Origin of the sequence: Rahnella sp. AN3-3W3, assembly GCF_003263545.1 — a bacterium.
GTDB classification, from domain to species: Bacteria; Pseudomonadota; Gammaproteobacteria; order Enterobacterales; family Enterobacteriaceae; genus Rahnella; species Rahnella variigena.
Genome location: NZ_JYDG01000010.1, coordinates 151,959 through 172,530, shown reverse-complemented (window position 1 = coordinate 172,530; position 20,572 = coordinate 151,959). Strand labels below are relative to the sequence as shown.

Sequence of the window (20,572 nt, the reverse complement as noted above, 5' to 3'; positions counted from 1 at the left end):
GCCGCTCGGCCACCCCTCCGCAACGAAGCGAACTATAAACAGTGCCGATCCTCTTGTAAAGTCAGATTCTGTTCGTTTGCCTGAAAAACAGGCATTCGGCTTGCAAGCGGCGATTTAAACATCATTTCGGCGATTTTGAAGCCAGGAAACCGCGCCCTGCCCGCCCTGAGCAGGTAAAGAAGGGTAAAACGTCTTTAATGACGCTCCGCAACTACTTACACTGCAACCTGTTTGTATTTTCACCGACTCCAATTATATACCCAAAATAATTTGGGTCGCAGGAAGGCGGCAAGAGAGGGAATCCCTATGAGCTTACACAGGTAAGTGATTCCGGTGACCGGGCGAAGCTAACGCATCTGCGACACAAAGTATTAAGGGCTTAAGTGAGAATTTTATTATGAACCGCATGGATCGTATCGTTGCATCTTCGTCATCATCACGCGCTGGCTCGTTGCTAAGCACGCACCGGGTGCTGCGTAATACTTATTTTCTGCTGGCGCTGACTTTGGGCGTTTCCGCAATTACTGCGACGGCAAGTACGGTTCTGAGATTGCCGTCCCCCGGTTTTCTGCTGACCCTCGTTGGCTTCTATGGCCTGATGTTCCTGACTTACCGCACAGCGAATAGCCCTGCGGGTATTTTGTCCGCTTTCGCGCTGACCGGCTTTATGGGTTATACGCTCGGCCCTTTGCTGAGCTCGCTGCTTTCGGTCGGTGCCGGTGACATTATTATGCTGGCACTGGGCGGTACCGCACTGGTGTTCTTCTGTTGTTCAGCCTACGTGCTGACCACGCGCAAAGACATGTCGTTCCTTTCCGGCATGATGATGGCAGGTTTTGTTGTGCTGCTGGTGGCGGTGATCGCTAACCTGTTCCTGCAAATTCCGGCGCTGTCGCTGGCAATCAGTTGCCTGTTTATTCTGTTCTCTGCGGGCGCGATTTTGTGGGAAACCAGCAACATTATTCATGGCGGCGAAACCAACTATATTCGCGCGACCGTGAGTCTGTATGTCTCGCTGTACAACATCTTTGTCAGCCTGCTGAGCATCCTGGGTCTGTCATCGCGTAACTGATGATACCGGATGGTCCTCTAAGCCCCGCCCTTGAGCGGGGCTTTTTATTTTGTCTGACCGGCATTTTTGATAAACTGACCGCCGCATTTTTACGGGTTTGAGGTTGTATGCTGCAGTTTGAAGGTCAGGTTATTGAAACCGACGCTCAGGGTTACCTGAAAAACAGTCAGGACTGGCAGGAAGGCATGGCACCCCTGCTGGCGGAAGAAGAAGGGATAGCGCTTACCGATGCCCACTGGGAAGTCGTGCGTTTCGTACGCGAGTTTTATCTCGAATTCAATACGTCGCCTGCCGTACGCATGCTGGTGAAAGCGATGGCGCAGAAATATGGCGAAGAGAAAGGCAACAGCCGCTATCTGTTCCGGCTGTTCCCTAAAGGCCCGGCTAAACAGGCGACCAAAATTGCCGGTCTGCCCAAGCCGGTGAAGTGCCTGTAAAAGACTTCAGTATTTGATTTTGAAATCGCTGTAATGGCCGGGTGCGGTCGGCTCGCTGAGCACACGATCTACCCGTGCATGCTTCGGCCCGCCCTGCTTTAACCAGGCCAGCAGCTGTTCCACCTTTTCCTGTTCGCCGCACGCCACCACTTCGACGCTGCCATCCTCAAGATTTTTTGCGTAACCGGTCAGACCTAAACCGGTGGCCTGATGTTGGGTCGCAAAACGAAAACCCACGCCCTGCACCATGCCGTACACATAGGCGGCTATACTGACTGTTGCCATAATTTTCTCTCCGTTAGCGGTATGGTTCGTTGCAATTTCACCTGCATGACCGGACAATGTCGCTCTTTTTTGTCTCCGAACCGACAGAACCTAATTTTATGACTGCACGTTTAATTCTGGCCAAAGGCCGTGAAAAATCACTTCTCCGCCGCCATCCGTGGGTATTTTCCGGCGCGGTACACCGTGTCGAAGGCAAAGCCAATTCCGGCGAGACTATAGATATTGTAGACAGTCAGGGAAAATGGCTGGCACGCGGTGCCTATTCACCGTCTTCTCAGATCCGTGCGCGTGTCTGGACGTTCAAGCAAGACGAAGATATCGACATTGAATTTTTTATCCGCCGTCTGCAACAAGCGCAAAACTGGCGCAATTATATCGCTAAGCGCGACGGACTGGACGGTTACCGCCTGATTGCTGGTGAATCCGACTGTCTGCCGGGCATCACCATCGATCGCTTCCAGAATTTCCTGGTGCTGCAACTGCTGTCAGCGGGTGCCGAATATCAGCGTGCACCGCTGATTGCTGCGCTACAACATTGCTATCCTGAATGCGCAATCTGGGACCGTTCAGACGTCGCCGTGCGTAAAAAAGAAGGCCTGGAACTGACTCAGGGACATGTGGTCGGCGATGAGCCGCCTGCCCTGCTACCAATTCAGGAACACGGCATGAGCCTGCTGGTGGATATCAAGGAAGGCCACAAAACCGGCTTCTACCTCGATCAGCGCGACAGCCGTCTTGCCGCACGTAACTATGCTGCAGGCCGCAACGTTCTGAACTGTTTCTCTTACACCGGCGCGTTTGCGGTATCTGCGCTGATGGGCGGCTGTACGAAAGTCACTAACGTGGATACCTCTCAGGCAGCGCTTGACGTGGCACGTCAGAACGTGGAACTGAACAAGCTGGATCTGTCGAAAGCCGAATTCGTGCGTGAAGACGTTTTCCAGCTGCTGCGTAAATACCGCACCGAAGGTCAGCAGTTCGACATGATTGTGATGGATCCGCCGAAATTCGTTGAGAACAAAAACCAGCTGGCGAGCGCCTGTCGTGGCTACAAAGATATCAATATGCTGGCGCTGCAACTGCTTCGCCCGGGCGGTATCCTGCTGAGCTTCTCCTGTTCCGGCTTGCTGCCAACAGATTTGTTCCAGAAAATTCTGGCCGATGCCGCACTCGATGCAGGACGCGAAATTCAGTTCGTTGAGCAATTCCGTCAGGCCGCCGATCATCCGGTGACCGGCGCCTATCCGGAAGGCTTGTATCTGAAAGGTTTCGCCTGCCTGGTGATGAACTGAAAAGAGTCTGACAGACTAAGCACCGCGTGCCGTACTGACGACACGCCGTCGAATTTTTAGCAGAATGAGCGGTCATAACTTGAAATAGCGCGTTTTATCTCCATATAGAGATCAATGTATTATTTTGGGAGGTGACTATGATTGCCAGTAAATTCGGTATCGGCCAGCAGGTTCGCCACAGACTGTTAGGTTACTTAGGTGTGGTGATTGATGTCGATGCAGAGTATTCGCTCGAAAAGCCCGGTGTCGACGATGTCGCCGCTGATGACTCCATGCGCACCGCTCCCTGGTATCATGTGGTGATGGAAGATGAAGAAGGCCAGCCGGTTCATACCTATCTGGCGGAGATTCAGATTGATCACGAAGCCGCGCGTTCTCATCCGGAGCAAACGTCTCTGGATGACCTGGCTGAATCAGTTCGCAGACAGCTGATGGCGCCACGCCTGCGTAACTGAGTCTGCTCCTGCGGCACGCTCTTAAAATTAAAAACCGGCTTCGATGGCCGGTTTTTTTATTGGTAAATTTCTTTGCTGATTAGAGATGGCGGTTACTTTTCCATCCCCAGACGCGGAATTTCGATTTTCGGACAACGATCCATCACGACTTTTAATCCGGCCTCTTTTGCCAGCACGGCAGCCTGTTCATTGATTATGTCTAACTGAAGCCACAGCACTTTGGCCTTAATGGCAATCGCTTCCTGCGCCACGCCATACGCGGCTTCAACATTACGAAATACATCCACCATATCCACCGGGTGCGGAATTTCTGCCAGAGAGCCGTAGGCTTTTTGCCCCAGTAATTCCTTACCTGCCAGTTTCGGGCTGACCGGGATCACCTCATAGCCCTGAGAAAGCAGATACGCCATCACGCCATAGCTTGGACGCCCCGGATTGTCGCTCGCACCGACCAGTGCGATAGTTTTCACTTCTTCAAGAATCTTGCGAATATCATTATCTTGCACGGGATTATCTCCTTTTACCTGTATTCGTTAAGTGTAACGCAGGCTGGCTATTCCGACAGCCCGTGGATCAAAAAGGCGACTTGCCTCACCTTGCTCGTGTTAATTAAAAACATTTTGTAAAACTTTGACACATTATCGCCATTGCTGAATAATAGACGATGAGCAATTTGGTATTTGGGGAGAGAAGAATGAAAGTCTGTCATGCGCTGGTCGCATTAGCGAGTCTCAGCCTGATGGCGTCAGCTTCGGCGACCTCACTCAAATTGTCTCCGGATGTTGACGTTCTGGTGATCGACGGCAAACAAATGTCTGGCGCTATTCTGAAAGGTGCGGACAGTCTGGAACTCGACGGCGGTCAGCATCAGATCCTGTTTCAGGTCAGCAAAAATCTTCGCGCCGGCTTGATGCCGATGTATCACTCCCCTGCACTTATTGTGACGTTCAATGCTAAAAGCAGTCGTTCCGTTTCTTTCGTTTTGCCCAAACTGAGCAACGAAACCGAAGCAGCGCAATTTAATAAGCAAATGAACTATCAGCTGGTTGATGATCAGGGTCGCCAAATACCGACGCAGCGTGATGTGCTGAATATGTTTAATCCCGGACACACCTCGGACGCTGAAAAATTGATGGTCACGTACAATTTGTCCGGCGCGCGTGCAGCCGTACCTTTGTTCGCGAAAGGCTTCACGGATAAAAAAACGGCACTGGCGCAGGAAACACCGTCGAAAATTTCAATCACTTATCTCCATCCGCTATGGACACGACTGGCTGCTAACGCCAGCTTCGAACAATTTCTGCTCTGGTTTAAACTGCCTGGTGAACAGGAACGGACGTCGTAACTTAACCTGCATCACGCAATCTCTCTGTAAACACTGAATTATCGCCCCCACCCTTTGCAGTAAAACGGACTTTCAGTATTCTGTGATCCACTCTTACTTTCGCGTTGAAGGGAATTTGATGGAATACACGACCCGTACGATCGCAAAACAAAAACACATTGCTCTGGTCGCGCATGACCATTGTAAAAACACCCTGATGAAATGGGTCGACAAAAACGTCGCCGAACTTTCCAAACATGTTCTCTACGCTACCGGCACCACCGGTAATCTGGTACAGCGTAATACCGGCATCAATGTAAAAAGTATGCTGAGCGGCCCGATGGGTGGCGATCAGCAGGTTGGCGCGATGATTGCCGAAGGCAAAATCGATTTGCTGATTTTTCTGTGGGATCCGCTGAATGCGGTTCCGCATGACCCCGATGTGAAAGCCCTGCTGCGTCTGGCAACGGTGTGGAATATTCCGGTAGCGACCAATGTGGCGACCGCGGATTTCCTGATCAATTCCCCGTTATTCCAGTCTGAAGTCGATATTGTGATTCCCGACTATCAACGCTATTTATGGTCGCGCCTGAAAGAGTGATTTAAATTCTCGCGCTGATAAATGCAGTAAGCATCAAAGCAAAAAAGAAAACCCGGCGATTGCCGGGTTTTCTCGTTTCAGGGTTTACGCTGCACCGGGACGCCAATATCTTCCAGTTGTTCCACAAATACTGAAGGACGCTGTTTATCCTGCATCAGCCAGACCTGATGCTTCGCCCGCGTCATGGCCACATACAGTAAACGCCGCTCTTCAGCATCCATAAAGTCTTCAGGTTTCGGAAGCAGGACTTCTTCCAGAAGGGATTCGCGCGCCGCCGCCGGGAAACCGTCGCTACCTTCATGCAGCCCGACGATAATCACATATTCCGCCTGTTGCCCTTTGCTGGCGTGAATGGTCATAAATTCCAGATTGAGTTTTGGCCAGCGCGTTGCCGCCTTCTCGAGAATTTGCGGACGCAGATGGTGATAGCGCGCCAGTACCAGAATCCTCTCGTCGGCTGTGACATATCCGCTGAGTTTATCCAGCAGTTTTTCCATCTGGTCCTCAGGCAGGATCACGACATTCTTCTTATTACCTTTGGTCAGACTGTTCAGCGGTTTTTTCAGCTGATGAGGGTTTTGCTGGACGAACTTATTAGCAATCTCACCGATACGATCGTTGAAACGGTATGTGGTATCCAGCGCACATTGCGCCCCTTCGCCAAAGTTTGTCGCAAAAGCAGTGGTAAGCGAAAGCTCGGCGCCACTGAAACGGTAAATCGCCTGCCAGTCGTCCCCGACCGCGAATAAACTGGTGTGTTTGTTGAGCTTGCGTAATGCCGAAAGCAGCAATGCGCGCTGTGGCGAAATATCTTGAAATTCATCCACCAGAATATGCTTCCACGGGCTGACAAAGCGGCCTTTTTCCAGAATATTCACCGCCTGATGGATGAGCCCAGAGAAATCTACCGCGCCCTCATCTTTGAGCGCAGTTTTCCAGGCTTTCAACAGCGGCGCCATCAGGCGAATGCGTTTCGTGAACAGGTCTCTGACTTCTTCCGGCGCGCTGTCAATCATTTCTGCCTGACTGCCGCCGTGCATCCGCATCAGGCTGAGCCAGCGTTCGAGGCGGCTCCCGAGACGTTCTGCCAGCGATTTATTTTTCCAGTAATCGCCGTCAGGAACCGTCCATTCCAGCTCATCGGTCATCCACTGCCGCCAGCCGCTGGCCTGGACTTTTTTCTCCGCACACTGTTGCTGCCAGGTTTTGATCAGCAGCGAGCGACGCGCTTTAGCATCCGTTTCGAGTTTGCTTATCTTCGGCGCTTTTTTGCTCCCTTCCTGAATAATTTGTAACGCCAGCGCATGGAAGGTTTTGGCTTTAATCCCGTCAGTGTGCAGCCGTTCTTTAATACGGGTATTCATTTCATTCGCAGCCTGACGCCCGAAAGCCAGCAGAAGTATTTGCTCAGGAAGTGCTTCCTGACGACGCAACAACCAACCAGCACGCGCCACCAGCACGGATGTTTTACCGCTACCGGCACCGGCCAGCACCAGAACGGAGTCCTCACCATTGACCACGGCGCGACACTGACTTTCGTTAAGCGGCGAAACCTCAACGGTATCGAAAAAATCGCGATTATCCGCAATGACCCGTTCGGTCCAGGCCAGATTACGTTGTGTGACACTGCGCTTCCCCTGCTCCAGCCAGCGCAGGCAGGTCTGGTAATCATCACGGCAATTGTCAAAATCATTAAGGCGTTCGACGGGCACCGGAACCGCAGAAAAGGCTTCCTGAATATCTTTTTGTACATCGGCTAAATCAGCTCGTTTGAACCATTTATCCTGCTGCTCAATCTGCGTGATTTTTTCGATTTGTCCGTGCAATACCCCCGCGCTAACCCCGCTCATTTCCTGACTCCAGGTCTGCCAGATATTAAGGAGGTACTGATAAAACCGCTGAGTTTCCTGCCATTCGGTACCATGAAGACGGACGACTTTCTGTTCCGGCAATTCAAATTCCAGCTCACCCCAGACAATGCCGCGCTTACATCGGATCTGGATAAGCTGATTAAAAGGGATCAGGTAGTGATGTTTATCGCCACTGACTTCAACGCCCGCATTAAGCAGACGCACCCGGTTGTACGGATGCTGCGCCAGATGTTTCCCGAATGAGGTCGATTTCAATTCCATATCATCACACCGTATTTTCTCTAAAATTCCTGACGGAAAGGTAATGTTTATAATTTTACATGCAAGTGTATTTAAGAGTTTACCTTTGATAAGCGCAGGCGATCCACGTTCCAAAACAGGGTAGAATAAGAGGTATGTTTCCTTTTGGGAAACATGAATTCCTTTAACTTTTCATATCTTCGGGAAGAGCAGACATGCGCACAGTTCTCAATATTCTCAACTTTGTTTTAGGTGGTTTCTTTACCACTCTCGCCTGGCTATTTGCCACGCTGGTGAGCATCGTACTGATCTTCACCCTACCCCTCACCCGCTCTTGCTGGGAGATCACCCGTCTGTCTTTGATGCCATTTGGCAATGAAGCCGTACATGTTGATGAATTGTATCCTGAAAAACGCAATGCGCTGATGTCCGGCGGTGGTACTCTGTTGAATATATTCTGGTTTATTTTCTTCGGCTGGTGGTTATGCTTGTCCCACATCATGGCGGGTATCGCTCAATGTATCAGTATTATCGGCATTCCGGTGGGCATCGCGAATTTTAAAATCGCCGTTATCGCACTGTGGCCGGTCGGACGCCGGGTGGTTTCCGTCGAGCTCGCCAGACAAGTTCGTGAAGCGAATGCCAGCCGTCTGATGAAAGATGGACGCATTCGCTGATTTTCATCATTTTTGATTTTTAAGGTGGGGTTTTTTAGTGCTTTCGATTGCACCGGGCTTAAGGCGTTACGCCTATAACAGCAATGTTCTTTATCACATCAGGATTTTCATTGCTCTGGCAGGCGCGGCCGCCGTTCCATGGTGGCTGGGTGAGATTACGCTGACCATTCCCCTGACGCTCGGTGTCGTCGCCGCCGCGCTGGCTGATCTTGACGATCGTCTTGCCGGCAGGCTGCGCAATTTGCTGATTACGCTGGTATGCTTTTTCATCGCTTCAGCGTCAATCGAATTACTTTTCCCCTATCCCTGGCTATTTGCGCCGGGACTGATGCTTTCCACCTGCGGGTTTATTCTGCTCGGCGCACTCGGCCAGCGTTATGCCACTATTGCTTTTGGCGCGCTGCTGATCGCCATCTATACCATGCTTGGTACGAGCATGTATCACATCTGGTATCAGCAACCACTACTCCTGCTGGCCGGTGCCATCTGGTATAACCTGCTGACGCTGGCCGGGCATATTATCTTTCCTATCCGGCCACTACAGGATCAGATTTCACGCTGCTTCACACAACTCGCGGCGTATCTGGAAGCCAAAGCGACCTTGTTCGACCCCGATCAGGAAGACAATAATCAGCAACTGGTTGAGCTGGCGATGGCTAACGGACAGCTGGTTTCCACGCTTAATCAGACTAAAAATACGCTGCAAACCCGTCTGAAGGGTGACCGTGGTCAGAAAGGGACACGCAGAACTTTGCATTATTATTTCGTGGTGCAGGATATTCACGAACGCGCCAGTTCATCACATGTGAAGTATCTAAAGCTGAGTGAACAATTCCATCACAGTGACATTCTGTTCCGTTTCCAGCGGCTGATGAGTATGCAAGCACGGGCCTGTTTGCAGCTGTCACAATGCATTTTATATCGTCAGAAATATCAGCATAACAGCCAATTTGAGCGGGCGTTTGCGCGGCTGGAAGAAGCATTGAAACGTCTGGAATCTCAGGGCGAGCATCGGGAAATGTTGCAGGCGTTGCGCCATCTTTTACGCAATCTGCACGCCATTGATGCACAACTGGCCAATATTGAATCCGAGCAGTCCCTGCCTGAGAATAATGAGACTGGGAAAAATACGTTTGCCGAAGATCGCCTGACAGGGCTTGATGATATCTGGCTACGTATATCGCGGCACTTCACGCCGCAGTCAGTATTATTCCGCCATGCGGTGCGTATGTCAGTCGTTCTGTTTGTCGGTTACGTGTTTCTTCAGGTCAGTGGTTTACATCATGGCTACTGGATATTGCTCACCAGTTTGTTTGTCTGTCAGCCGAACTACAGCGCCACACGCCGCAGGCTGGCGTTAAGGATTATCGGCACTCTTGCCGGTATCGCGCTGGGTATTCCGATACTGTACTTCGTGCCTTCGATTGACGGGCAAATGATCCTGATCGTCATCAGCGGTTTATTATTCTTCGCCTTTCGCACGGTGCAATATGCGCAGGCAACGATGTTTATTACCCTGCTGGTGCTGTTGTGTTTCAACTTGCTGGGAGAAGGTTTTGAAATCGCCATACCCCGCGTCATCGATACGCTGATTGGGTGTGGTATTGCCTGGGCTGCAGTGACATTTATCTGGCCGGACTGGAAATTCAGGCAAATCGACCGCGTTGTCAGCAAAACTTTCGATGCCAACTGCCGCTACCTTGACGCAATTTTGGTGCAATACCATCAGGGAAAAGACAACAGTCTCGATTATCGTCTGGCACGCCGTGATGCGCATAACTGTGATGCGGAACTGGCGTCAGTTGTTTCGAATATGAGTTCGGAGAAGAATAACGACACAACGACCCTGGATGCCGCATTCCGCTTGCTGTGCCTCAACCATACGATGCTGAGCTATATTTCTGCGCTCGGCGCACATCGTGAAAAGCTCGAAGATGCTGAAACCCTTAGCTTGCTGGATGATGCAGTGTGCTGCGTGGACGGGGCTCTGCACCATCTGCCTGCTGAATCCGAGCGTATTCAGCAGGCTCTTGAAAATCTCAGTGCCCGCATTCAGATGAGAACCACGGATTCGGACAGTAAAGAACAGCTTGTATTGCAACAAATTGGATTACTGGTGGCTCATTTACCTGAACTCACCAGTCTTAACAGTAAAATCCTGCCTGCTCATAACCCGGTCTGACGACCCGCAGCCATCATGTGCTGCGGGTTAGTGCGTCATCGGATACTTTTCTTGCTGATGGTTGAACCAATGAGTTAAAAACTCTCTGGACGCCGTTGGCAAGGCTGCTTCATGAAACCCCAAAATTGCGCCTTCCAGTGCCATCAGCAAATTAATGCCCAAATTCTTTTTTTTTATTGCACACAATTTCAGGTATGCCCCGCACGCACCTTGCATCCGAAGGTCCCCCGAATTTTCGATACCGACTTGCCACAGCATCCGCTCAAGAGCCAGCGAGAGATTGGGTAAGTCTTTCAAACGTGATGCTTCACTGTTTTTCTTTGCTTCAATTTCACGACGCATCCCTTTGATAGAAACTCTCGCCAGTCTCAGCAAAATATGGGGATCACTCCATTGCTCATGACTGACTTTGAAATAGCGTAAATGCACATCCATCCCGCGCTTGCGGTAGATCAGACGTTCCATTTTTTTCCGGCAAAAGTGACCTTCTGTATCATCATTCGCCCTCAGGTATAATTCTCCGTCAGACACCAGACCAAACATGGCTCGATCGGCCGATAAACTGAATCCGCCAAACTGCGTTCGCGAGCGTATATTGCCCAGTGGGGCAAACAGTTCCAGACATTCAAGTACTCTTTTTTTTGATTTATTTATCATTGCGTTATCCTTTTCACATTCATTCCTGACTTCCAATTTGAATTACCAGAACCGCTAAATGCAAAATACGCAATGTCGTGAGTGGCAACAAACATAAAATGCAGTTGCAGTGTGTTGCCTTCAAAATTTGCGAGATGTCTTGGAAAAATTGGGTTGATCTTTGCCTATCGCCAGAGTACTGTACATCCATACAGTAACTCACTGGGGTACATCTCTATGCGAACTCAACACCATACAAATCATCATTTTAGTCAGCTTGCTTTGCCCGTTTCCCGTGCACAGGTAAATACGTCTGCATCCTTGAATAATGGTCTGATCACTGAGTTCGTCTATAGTGCCAGCCAACCTGCTTTTGCCCAGTTACTGCTGCCCCTGCTGCAACATCTCGGTATGCAATCACGGTGGTTGTTGTGGCTGACACCACAACAAAAATTGAGCCGTCACTGGTTATCAGAGTCCGGGCTACCGGTGGATAAAATGGTTCAGGTGAATCAGATCACTGCGATGTCTACTGTCGATGCCATGGAAAAAGCATTGCAAACGGGTAACTACAGTGTCGTGCTTGGATGGTTGCCAGATTTGAATGATGCAGAGAGGGAAAGATTACAAATTGCTGCCCGTCAGGGGGGAGCTTATGGCTTCATTATGAAGCCAACAAATGAACAGAATCCAGCTTGTGGACATCACTCAACAGTAAAAATTCACTCTTCTGTATACCATTAGTTCAAAATAGGAATGTTCCTACGAAAATAATGGGGAACTTAGTGATTTGTGCTGAGAAAGCTCCGGAACCCAGTAAAAACGGGCTTCCTGAATGTAGATTGTCTTCAAAAATTGTCAGTAATTGGTCAAAGCCGTTAAGAAATGTGTACGTTTTTCCCTTTTTTTCCACGGTGTTAACACATCAAGCTTGTAAGTTTCGCGCCACGTTGTAGACTTTACAACGCCAAGGTTGCTCAATAATGCCAACGTAAAGTGGCAAGTTCTGAAATGAAGCAATAATCTTGGCGTAAGGATTTTAACCAAGGGCTTAAAAAGCTTAAAGCTCAATTGCCTATTTGGATGATAACGAGGCGCAAAATGAAAAAGACAGCTATCGCATTAGCAGTGGCACTGGCAGGTTTCGCTACCGTAGCGCAAGCCGCCCCTAAAGATAACACCTGGTATACCGGTGGTAAATTGGGCTGGTCCCAATACCATGACACTGGTTTCGCAAATGCTTACGAAGGTATCGGCAACGGCCCTACCCACGAGAGCCAACTGGGTGCAGGTGCGTTCTTGGGTTACCAAGCGAACCAATACCTGGGCTTTGAAATGGGATATGACTGGCTTGGCCGTATGCCTTACAAAGGCAGCGTAAACAATGGCGCGTTCAAAGCACAAGGCGTTCAGCTGGCTGCTAAACTGAGCTACCCACTGACTGACGATCTGGACATCTATACCCGTCTGGGTGGTATGGTTTGGCGTGCAGACGCTAAAGGTAACTTCGACAATGGCGCAGCTGGCCGCGTAAGCGATCACGACACCGGTGTTTCTCCACTGGCAGCCGTTGGTCTTGAATACGCTGTGACCAAAAACTGGGCTACCCGTCTGGATTACCAGTGGGTTAACAACATCGGTGACGCTGCTACTGTTGGCGCACGTCCTGATAACGGCATGCTGGCTGTGGGTGTTTCTTACCGTTTCGGTCAAGAAGAAGCTGCTCCAGTTGTTGCTCCGGCACCAGCACCAGCTCCAGTTGTTGAGACTAAGAAATTCACTCTGAAATCTGACGTTCTCTTCAACTTCAACAAAGCAACTCTGAAACCAGAAGGCCAACAGGCTCTGGATCAGCTGTACAGCCAGTTGAGCTCAATCGATCCTAAAGACGGTTCTGTTATCGTTCTGGGTTACACCGACCGTATCGGTTCAGAACAATACAACCAGAAACTGTCTGAGCAACGTGCTCAGAGCGTAGTAGATTACCTGGTATCTAAAGGTATCCCTGCTAACAAGATCTCTGCACAAGGCCAGGGTAAATCTAACCCAGTTACCGGTTCTACCTGTGACTCCGTTAAAGGCCGTGCTGCTCTGATCGACTGCCTGGCACCAGACCGTCGTGTAGAAATCGAAGTTAAAGGCTACAAAGATACTGTTACTCAGCCACAGGCTTAATAACACTCTTTAGCTTTTGCTACAGATATCAAAAACCCCGCCTCGGCGGGGTTTTTTTATGTCTTCAGTCAGTGAAGTGAAATGTTTCTTTTTATGAAAAGTCAGTGAAATGCCTTCTGATGAGAAAGTCTGTAAAGAATTCGGGGAAGGAAAAAGAGAGACTCAGCTCTCTTTTTTACCGAGGATTTGTTCCAGATCTTCTTTAAGTGAAGACATCTGATTTGCGTACTTCTCTTTACGTTCCGCATCTTCAAGCAACTGAATGATCGTATCAGACAATGTTGCTCCGCGCCTTTGCGCCAGTCCAGCCAGTCGCTGCCAGACAAGAAATTCCAGGTCAATGGACTTCTTACGCGTATGCTGATGTTCAGCATTAAAATGACGCTTACGGCGGGCACGGATGGTTTGTTTTAGCCGATTTTCCAGCGACGGATTCATATTATTAACGATCCAATCCGTCACCTTAACAGGCTCGTTTTCCAGCCTGAGAAGTTGATTCACGGATTCTTCAGCAGCGCTGTTTTCCAAATGACGAGTAATCCGCTCACCTTCCCGGTGTTTTTTCACCAGATACTTCCATTTCCAACCGCTTTCGAGATTTTCCAGTTGCTGATATTTCATCGTGAACTCTTCGGTGACCACGTAACTTTACTAAGCATAACAGCTTTAATTCAATTTTCACCCCAAATAAACCCGCTTATTTTGCCTGTTTTTTAAGCACCCGTTCAGCAATGTGCGCTAAGAGCATTTGTGCTGCGACTCTCATTGTATGCAGCCGGATTTATTCTTGTATAATCGCTCTTTCCCTTTTTATAGAAAACAGCTAACACATTGACCAATAACCGACTTGACTGGCAGCTTTTACTGCCCGATACCGCGCCTTACGAGGCAATTTTTGCAACGGCTTCCCAGTTAGCCCCTGTCGATTTCGCAGGCACACAGCCCCGGCTGGAAAATGGTTTAACGCTGTTTTGTCATCCCCGTTCGCGTGCGCGTTTTATGACGCTCAAAGCGCAGGAAAATCGCGAGTACTTGTCACGCATCGCTGATGTAGTCAGCAATCTGCTGCCGGAACAAACTGAAGTTATTGGCAACCGCTATCATATTGACGGTAATAAGGTGGCGCTGCTGGCGGCTAAATCTTCAGAAGATACCTTTGCTGCAAGCTTTACCTGCCAGTACCGCGAATGGATTGAGCCGGAACAATTGTTTGGCTGTGTTCGCCTGTTTAAGGATCAGATTCAACTCGAACCGGGTCTGGTTCATCAGGTCAATGGCGGTGTTTTAGTGCTGTCTATCCGCACACTCATCGCTCAGCCACTGATGTGGTTGCGACTTAAGCAAATGATCACTGAAGGCCACTATCACTGGGTATCTCCGGATGAGACAAAACCGTTGCCAGTGACGGTGCCTCCGATGCCGCTGGATCTGCGTCTTATTCTGGTGGGCGATCGCTTGTCGCTGGGCGACCTCAGCGATATGGAACCGGAGCTGATGGATTCTGCCATCTATGGCGAATTTGAAGCAGACCTGCCACTGACCGAAGAAAGTGACATGGAAACCTGGTGTGGTTACGTTAACACGCTGGCCGATGAGCTTGAGATCCCGCGTCTGGCTGCCGATGCCTGGCCTGAGTTTCTGAAAATTGCCATCCGCCACAGCACCGATCAGGGAAGCCTGACGCTCGATCCTGTCTGGATAAATGCCCAGCTAAGCGAAGCCGCGCTTTATAATGAAGATGAGTTGCTCGGTGCCAAATCTCTTGAAGCGGCGGCGAATGCACGTGCATGGCGAGAAAGCTACCTGCAGGAACGTATGCAGGACGAAATTGAGCTTGGGCAAATCCGTATTGAAACCGAAGGTGAAGTCGTCGGGCAGATTAACGGTCTTTCCGTTCTGGAATATCCGGGGCATCCGCGCGCTTTAGGTGAACCTTCACGTATTAGTTGTGTCGTACACACCGGCGACGGCGAATTTACCGACGTTGAACGCAAAGCTGAATTAGGCGGTAATCTGCATGCCAAAGGCATGATGATTATGCAGGCCTTTTTGATTTCCGAGTTAGAACTCGACCAGCCTCTGCCCTTCTCCGCTTCGATTGTGTTTGAGCAGTCTTACGGAGAAGTGGACGGCGACAGCGCATCTCTCGCTGAACTCTGCGCACTCATCAGTGCGTTGTCGATGCAGCCGATTAACCAGCAAATTGCGGTCACCGGCTCTGTCGATCAGTTTGGGAATGTGCAACCCATTGGTGGCGTGAATGAGAAAATCGAAGGTTTCTTCGAGGTTTGTCAGCGTCGCGGTTTGACCGGTAAGCAAGGGGTCATTCTGCCAACCAGCAACGTGCGTAATCTTTGCCTGCATCCGCAGGTTGTAGACGCCGTTCGCGAAGGCCAGTTTCACTTATGGGCAGTTGATAACGCAGCCGAAGCGCTGCCTATCCTGACCGGACTGATTTACACAAACGAAGAAGAAGCTGAAGAAGAGCGTCCGAGCCTGCTGGGATTAATTCAGCAGCGTATTGCGCTGGTCACATCGCAAGGTGGCCCTCGCTACCCGTGGCCTCTTCGCTGGTTGAACTGGTTCAGCCGCAGCTGATCGGAGTTGTTCGGCTTACAGCTGTAAGCTAAGCTTCGCCCTTCATTAAAATAAGGCTTACATAGAACATGGTAGATAAACGCGATTCCTATACGAAAGAAGACCTCGTAGCTTCTGGCCGCAGTGAACTGTTTGGCGCTGGCGGTCCTCCATTACCATCAGGCAATATGCTGATGATGGATCGCATCGTTAAGATGCAAGAAGATGGCGGCACCCATGGCAAAGGTTATGTTGAAGCTGAGTTAGATATCAATCCTGACCTGTGGTTCTTCGGCTGTCACTTTATTGGTGATCCGGTTATGCCAGGCTGTCTGGGTCTGGACGCAATGTGGCAGTTAGTCGGTTTCTATCTGGGCTGGCTCGGTGGCGAAGGCAAAGGCCGCGCACTGGGTGTAGGTGAAGTTAAATTCACCGGTCAGGTGTTGCCAACTGCAAAACTGGTTACCTACCGCCTGAATTTCAAACGTGTTATCAACCGTAAACTGATCATGGGCGTCGCTGATGGTGAAGTTCTGGTTGATGGTGTGGTGATTTACACCGCAACTGACCTGAAAGTTGGTCTGTTCAAAGACGCCGCTGCTTTCTAAGAAAGCCGCATTGCTGAGTCGGATAAAACGGTGAGCCTGATGGCTCGCCGTTTTTTATGCGCATTTTTCAGCGCAGATGACATTAATGATGTTTATTACAAACAAAAACCTCCGCGCGCAGCGGAGGTTGTTCCTTATTCTGACAGGGGAGCCGCTTAAGCGGTAACGGCCCTGTCCTCCATGGCTTGTCGCCAACCCCCGAGCCAGTGTGATCGGGCATCTAATGATTGGTACGGACAAATCTCTTTTGAGCGTCCGCCAATACCTGCTTGATATCCACGTGATTGTGCCCGTTCCAGGCGATCGCGTTTTTGTCTCTTCATGCCTTATATCCCTCATTATTCAGGTCAGGTGGAAAGAAAACAGTGGCCCGCTTCTGCGTCCACACCTAACAAATAGCTGCTATCGGCAGAGAGGTCAATGCGCAAAATTCACGCCAATGTCATATTTGTGAGTTATATTATTAGATTGCGCGCGAGATAATCGTGCTGATAAACCCCTCATCTGGCTGATCACCATAAAAAAATCCCGGCTTCTGAAAAGTCAGAAACCGGGATTTTTTACGTTTTACTTAAAAAATATTAAGCTTAAAAAATAGTCATCTTATTTGTGAGGCAATCTGGCCTGCTTCTTGCTGCCATCCGGCAGCCAGCGTTTTCACCAGCGCATCATAGCCATCTTCGTTCTGTTTCAAGTTCAGCGTAAAGTCTCGCTGGATCATCTGCCCGCTGCGGCTCAGCGTCCAGCTTCCGCTGATAACTACCCTGCCATCATAACGACCATGGAATGCGGTCACATTCACGTTCAGCACATCCTGATCATCCGAACTGACAGCCTGGGTGGAAACCAGATACCCCGGCAAGTCCCGGCGCAGGTATGTCACAAGTGATTGCTGAAGTTGCTGATCCAGCGGACTGGCCCAGAGGTTATTCTGGGTCAGCGTGTACTGCACATCATTGGTCTGATAAACCAGTCCGTTACCTGACAAGTAATCCGCCACACTGACCCTTTCCACCCACAGGTGACGTTGGGTAGTCATGCCTGATGACATTGCGTTGCCCGTTGCCGGGGCGCTGTTAAGCACCGGCAACTGGTAGTAAGTTTTCTGATCACTGCTGCTACAGGCAGTCAGGAATAATGCTAAGACGACAGGTATCCATTTCATCATTATTTGGCCTTCTTCGGCTGAGGATCATCTTGCCCTGGGGCGGCGAAAATCAGTGCATTACTTTTCTGGTTCAGCGTTTTCAATACCGGTTGCAGTTCACGCAGGGTCTTATCCAGACTTTGCATGTCATTCACCATATGTCCGTACGCCGGAGAACCAGGCTGGAAGCCTTTCAGGCTGCGGTTAAGCTGAATCAACGTCTGCTGCATATCCTGTGGCAGATTTTTCATTTCCTTGCTGCTGACAATGGCATTCAGAGACTCTATGGTCCGCTGCGTCGCTTTCATCGTCCTCTGACTTTCCGCCAGTGTGCTGGTGGCTTCACGCATCATCGGTTCGACCGGCAGATTGTTGATCTTATCGAGCGTGGTCATCAGTTTCTGTTGGATCTGCGCAAACCCGCCGCTCACCGTCGGCAACAGTTTTTGCCCGTCTATTTCCAGCGGCCCTTTCCACGGTTTCTCATTCGGATAGAAATCCAGATCAATAAACATCGCCCCCGTTAGCAGGTTGGCTGATTTCATCGAAGCACGCAGACCATGAGCGATACCGTCACGGATATGCTCTTCGATATTAAAGTTACTTCCCAGCAACTGAGCGAAGCGGTCTGGTTCAATGCGGATCAGCACCGGAATACGATAATCATCCGACATCTGCTGTTTCACCACATTCATCGGATATGGCACTTCAGCCACAGTCCCCAGACGGATGCCACGGAATTCAACAGGCGCGCCAGGTTGCAGGCCGCGAATAGAATCCGAGAAGAACATGACGTAATCCATGTGACGGGTATAAAGCGATTCCTGAATGCTTTTCTGATCGTCGAAGAGCTTATAACTGTCACCATCTTTGGCTTCGTTGCCCTGCGTCCAGCCATTCGGAATGTCAAAGCTGACACCACCGCTAAATAACGTGGTCAGTGAACCCATTTCGACACGCATACCGGCGGCAGACATATCGAAGTTCACGCCGCTGTCTTTCCAGAAACGAACGTTGTCAGTCACCAACGTGTCGTAAGGTGCCCGGATAAACAGCTGATATTTGATGTTGCGCGCTTTCGGATCAAAGTGACTGGTTTCCACTGTACCTACCTGGAAACCTCTGAACAGCACCGGATCACCCGGATTCAGCTGGCCTGAACGTTCACTTTCCAGACTCACGCGGATACCTTTGGCATCAGGGGAAGCCAGCGGAGGTGAATCATCCAGTTTATATTCTGATTTTTCACCGCCTTTATTGCCCGGCTGCAACTGAATATACGCACCCGACAATAATGTGCCCAAACCGGAAATACCTTCACGTCCGATTTGCGGTTTTACCACCCAGAATACAGAGTCGTCACGGAGCATTTTTTCCATGCCGGTATTCAGGCGCGCTTTAATAATGACCTGTTGCAGATCTTCACTTAGGGTCACGCTTTCCACTTTACCGACATCAACGTTACGGCTTTTGATGGTGGTCTTTCCGCCCTCAATGCCTTCCGCCGTGGTGGTGATCAATGTCACTTCCGGGCCCTGATGGCTGTAGTGGTAGAACAGTATCCAGGCGCCGATCAATGCCGTAACAATCGGCACAATCCACACCGGCGACCAGCGTTTAATCTTTTCTACTTTGGCAGTTCCATCGTGCTCTGCCATATTATTTCCCGCCATCTTGTGGCTCCTTTGCAGACTTCATTACAGCGCGATCCCAAATGAGCCTTGGGTCAAACGTCATTGCAGCGAACATAGTGAGAATGACAACACTGGCAAAAAGCAGTGCGCCAATGTCCGGATAAATACTCATCAGTTGTCCCATCCTTACCAGAGCCGAAAGCACCGCAATAACGAACACGTCAATCATTGACCAGCGGCCAACAAATTCCACGACTTCATAAATCACGTGCAATCTTTCCCTGTCGATTTCCTTATTACTGTTTGCATCCCAGCATAACCAGCCAATCGCAATCATTTTCAGCGTCGGCACCATGATACTGGCAATCAAAATCACCATAGCCACAGGATAAGAACCTTCACTCCACAGCAACACCACGCCAGCCATAATGGTGGATGGCATCGGTGTGCCGAGCACCTGGGTTATCATGATCGGCAGCAGATTGGCGGGGATATACAAAAAAATAGACGTAATGAGAAGTGCCATCGTCCATTGCAAACTGTTTTTGCGGCGCGCATGGCCGGATGTATCACAACGCCCGCACTGTTTTTGATCAACCGGCAAAATAGCCATACAACAATGGCATGAACGTAATCCCTGTGATAGTCCACTCTCACCGACACGGAGCGGCATTTCCAGCTTCGGTGCAGGTGCGACCTGCTGCCAGATCCAGTAACGGTCAGTACACTGAAAAGCCCTGAGCTGTAAAATACAGAACAGCACGAAGGGATAGAAACTGGTGCCGACACCAACATCACCATAAGCCATCAGCTTCACGAAACTGACCAGAACACCTGCGAGGAAAATCTCGACCATGCACCAGGCCTTCAGGCGAAAATAGTTACGGGCAATGCTGATCTGCCAGTGGCTGGGTATCGATGTCCCCTGGCAAAGTATGATGATGAAAATCATGCCTAACGCAGGCATCAGTTGAACCAGAATCATAAACAGCGACGCCATGCTGGCGTAGTCGTCAGAAACTAAAACCTGGGGAATTTGAATCAGCGTGACTTCGCTTCCCAGGCCGGCAACTTTCATGTTCACGAAAGGGAAAAGGTTAGATAACAGCAGCATGAATAATGCGCTGACAGCATAGGCAATAGGGCGGCGACGCGGCTCTTTCCAGCGCGACGTCAGCGTCGTATGGCAACGCGGGCATTTTGCTTTTTGCCCGACAGCAATCTCAGGGATTGCCACCAGCAAATCGCATTGGGGGCATAAAATGTGCGGATCGTGGACATGAGAACACACAAGCCAACTCCTCAATTGCGGAACGTGCAATAGCATGTGCCGCAGGAACAATCCTTCATTCCGCGGCA

General features: G+C 50.1%; 21 protein-coding genes. 12 read left to right on the top strand and 9 right to left on the bottom strand.

The genetic code is table 11. The annotated features are described in order from the left end of the window. Nucleotides 1–406 precede the first annotated feature (406 nt). The gene (gene yccA / locus UC15_RS04935) at nucleotides 407–1,072 is read left to right on the top strand and encodes an FtsH protease modulator YccA (protein ID WP_112287404.1); all 666 of its coding nucleotides are present in this window, start codon (nucleotides 407–409) and stop codon (nucleotides 1,070–1,072) included. A 107-nt stretch (nucleotides 1,073–1,179) separates the two neighbouring features. After that, nucleotides 1,180–1,509: a sulfurtransferase TusE gene (gene tusE / locus UC15_RS04930; RefSeq protein WP_112287395.1), complete on the top strand. Its 330-nt coding sequence runs from the start codon at nucleotides 1,180–1,182 to the stop codon at nucleotides 1,507–1,509. A 6-nt stretch (nucleotides 1,510–1,515) separates the two neighbouring features. Here tusE and yccX read toward each other — a convergent pair whose 3' ends face one another. Continuing rightward, nucleotides 1,516–1,794: an acylphosphatase gene (yccX, locus tag UC15_RS04925; protein ID WP_112287394.1), complete on the bottom strand. Its 279-nt coding sequence runs from the start codon at nucleotides 1,792–1,794 to the stop codon at nucleotides 1,516–1,518. Between the two features lie 98 nt (nucleotides 1,795–1,892). On the opposite strand from yccX, the gene rlmI reads away from it, so the two are divergent. Together rlmI and hspQ are read left to right on the top strand one after the other, a co-directional pair. Further along, nucleotides 1,893–3,086, top strand: coding sequence for a 23S rRNA (cytosine(1962)-C(5))-methyltransferase RlmI (gene rlmI, locus UC15_RS04920; protein WP_112287393.1), 1,194 nt, complete (start codon nucleotides 1,893–1,895; stop codon nucleotides 3,084–3,086). A 137-nt stretch (nucleotides 3,087–3,223) separates the two neighbouring features. Beyond that, complete coding sequence (hspQ, locus tag UC15_RS04915; RefSeq protein WP_112287392.1) at nucleotides 3,224–3,541, top strand: heat shock protein HspQ; 318 nt, start codon at nucleotides 3,224–3,226, stop codon at nucleotides 3,539–3,541. Between the two features lie 92 nt (nucleotides 3,542–3,633). On the opposite strand, the gene UC15_RS04910 is transcribed toward hspQ, so the two are convergent. Beyond that, nucleotides 3,634–4,047, bottom strand: coding sequence for a CoA-binding protein (locus tag UC15_RS04910; RefSeq protein WP_112287391.1), 414 nt, complete (start codon nucleotides 4,045–4,047; stop codon nucleotides 3,634–3,636). Nucleotides 4,048–4,235: 188 nt separating this feature from the next. Between UC15_RS04910 and UC15_RS04905 the strand changes: the two genes are divergently transcribed. Continuing rightward, entirely contained in the window at nucleotides 4,236–4,886 is a 651-nt protein-coding gene (locus tag UC15_RS04905) for a DUF2057 family protein (protein ID WP_112287390.1), read from the top strand. Between the two features lie 118 nt (nucleotides 4,887–5,004). After that, entirely contained in the window at nucleotides 5,005–5,466 is a 462-nt protein-coding gene (gene mgsA / locus UC15_RS04900) for a methylglyoxal synthase (protein WP_112287389.1), read from the top strand. 77 nt (nucleotides 5,467–5,543) lie between these two features. Here mgsA and helD read toward each other — a convergent pair whose 3' ends face one another. Next, complete coding sequence (helD, locus tag UC15_RS04895) at nucleotides 5,544–7,598, bottom strand: DNA helicase IV (protein WP_112287388.1); 2,055 nt, start codon at nucleotides 7,596–7,598, stop codon at nucleotides 5,544–5,546. Nucleotides 7,599–7,792: 194 nt separating this feature from the next. On the opposite strand from helD, the gene UC15_RS04890 reads away from it, so the two are divergent. Together UC15_RS04890 and yccS are read left to right on the top strand one after the other, a co-directional pair. Further along, on the top strand, nucleotides 7,793–8,254 hold the full coding sequence (locus tag UC15_RS04890; RefSeq protein ID WP_112287387.1) for a YccF domain-containing protein: 462 nt from the start codon (nucleotides 7,793–7,795) through the stop codon (nucleotides 8,252–8,254). Nucleotides 8,255–8,291: 37 nt separating this feature from the next. Beyond that, complete coding sequence (yccS, locus tag UC15_RS04885) at nucleotides 8,292–10,436, top strand: YccS family putative transporter (protein WP_112287386.1); 2,145 nt, start codon at nucleotides 8,292–8,294, stop codon at nucleotides 10,434–10,436. A 27-nt stretch (nucleotides 10,437–10,463) separates the two neighbouring features. On the opposite strand, the gene UC15_RS04880 is transcribed toward yccS, so the two are convergent. Beyond that, nucleotides 10,464–11,093 carry a TfoX/Sxy family DNA transformation protein gene (locus UC15_RS04880; protein WP_112287385.1) on the bottom strand — a complete coding sequence of 210 codons (630 nt, stop codon included), beginning with the start codon at nucleotides 11,091–11,093 and terminating at the stop codon, nucleotides 10,464–10,466. Nucleotides 11,094–11,309: 216 nt separating this feature from the next. On the opposite strand from UC15_RS04880, the gene sulA reads away from it, so the two are divergent. Further along, complete coding sequence (sulA, locus tag UC15_RS04875; RefSeq protein WP_112287384.1) at nucleotides 11,310–11,816, top strand: SOS-induced cell division inhibitor SulA; 507 nt, start codon at nucleotides 11,310–11,312, stop codon at nucleotides 11,814–11,816. Nucleotides 11,817–12,173: 357 nt separating this feature from the next. Continuing rightward, on the top strand, nucleotides 12,174–13,247 hold the full coding sequence (gene ompA, locus UC15_RS04870) for a porin OmpA (protein ID WP_112287383.1): 1,074 nt from the start codon (nucleotides 12,174–12,176) through the stop codon (nucleotides 13,245–13,247). Between the two features lie 162 nt (nucleotides 13,248–13,409). Here the strand turns inward: ompA and matP are convergent, their stop codons facing one another. After that, nucleotides 13,410–13,868: a macrodomain Ter protein MatP gene (matP, locus tag UC15_RS04865; protein ID WP_112287382.1), complete on the bottom strand. Its 459-nt coding sequence runs from the start codon at nucleotides 13,866–13,868 to the stop codon at nucleotides 13,410–13,412. 210 nt (nucleotides 13,869–14,078) lie between these two features. On the opposite strand from matP, the gene UC15_RS04860 reads away from it, so the two are divergent. Further along, nucleotides 14,079–15,845, top strand: coding sequence for a Lon protease family protein (locus tag UC15_RS04860; RefSeq protein WP_112287381.1), 1,767 nt, complete (start codon nucleotides 14,079–14,081; stop codon nucleotides 15,843–15,845). Between the two features lie 68 nt (nucleotides 15,846–15,913). Continuing rightward, on the top strand, nucleotides 15,914–16,432 hold the full coding sequence (gene fabA / locus UC15_RS04855) for a bifunctional 3-hydroxydecanoyl-ACP dehydratase/trans-2-decenoyl-ACP isomerase (protein WP_013574872.1): 519 nt from the start codon (nucleotides 15,914–15,916) through the stop codon (nucleotides 16,430–16,432). A gap of 155 nt (nucleotides 16,433–16,587) precedes the next feature. On the opposite strand, the gene rmf is transcribed toward fabA, so the two are convergent. The 4 genes from rmf to pqiA all read right to left on the bottom strand — a co-directional run bounded on the left by rmf (nucleotide 16,588) and on the right by pqiA (nucleotide 20,540). Continuing rightward, a complete protein-coding gene (gene rmf, locus UC15_RS04850) occupies nucleotides 16,588–16,755 on the bottom strand; it encodes a ribosome modulation factor (protein ID WP_013574871.1) in 168 nt (55 codons plus the stop codon). A 275-nt stretch (nucleotides 16,756–17,030) separates the two neighbouring features. Then, on the bottom strand, nucleotides 17,031–17,600 hold the full coding sequence (gene pqiC, locus UC15_RS04840; RefSeq protein WP_112287380.1) for a membrane integrity-associated transporter subunit PqiC: 570 nt from the start codon (nucleotides 17,598–17,600) through the stop codon (nucleotides 17,031–17,033). Continuing rightward, nucleotides 17,600–19,252 (bottom strand): intermembrane transport protein PqiB, encoded by a 1,653-nt coding sequence (gene pqiB / locus UC15_RS04835; RefSeq protein ID WP_112287379.1) that lies wholly within the window; start codon nucleotides 19,250–19,252, stop codon nucleotides 17,600–17,602. Before pqiB ends, pqiC begins: the two co-directional genes overlap by 1 nt. Beyond that, nucleotides 19,239–20,540, bottom strand: coding sequence for a membrane integrity-associated transporter subunit PqiA (gene pqiA / locus UC15_RS04830; protein ID WP_181955481.1), 1,302 nt, complete (start codon nucleotides 20,538–20,540; stop codon nucleotides 19,239–19,241). The genes pqiB and pqiA overlap by 14 nt, the downstream gene beginning before the upstream one ends. Nucleotides 20,541–20,572: the final 32 nt, after the last annotated feature.